Origin of the sequence: Psychrobacter sp. TB55-MNA-CIBAN-0194 (genome assembly GCF_040309505.1) — a bacterium.
Classification (GTDB): domain Bacteria; phylum Pseudomonadota; class Gammaproteobacteria; order Pseudomonadales; family Moraxellaceae; genus Psychrobacter; species Psychrobacter fozii.
The window spans coordinates 1-268 of record NZ_JBEOOW010000333.1 but is presented as its reverse complement, the minus strand read 5'-3'; the positions used below and the strand labels follow the sequence as shown (position 1 = coordinate 268).

The window sequence follows — 268 nt, the reverse complement described above, 5'->3', positions numbered from 1 at the left end:
CTAGGGGGTGATGACACCATCATTGGTAACGCAGGCAATGACACTTTAGACGGTGGCGAAGGCAATGATCGACTAGACGGTGGCGCTGATAATGACCGATTAGACGGTGGCGAAGGCAATGATCGACTAGAAGGTGGTGCTGGTAATGACACCTATCTGTTTAAACTTGGTGATGGCACAGACACGATTTCTAGTTATGAGAATAATGCCAACAAAGTAGACAGCATTGAATTTGACACTAGCGTTACAGCAGAAGACATTAATATAC

1 protein-coding gene is annotated in these 268 nt (G+C 45.1%); it reads left to right on the top strand.

The features are described from left to right. Positions 1-268 (top strand): calcium-binding protein (locus AAEY75_RS15345; RefSeq protein ID WP_502944436.1); only part of this gene is annotated, 268 nt, incomplete at both ends.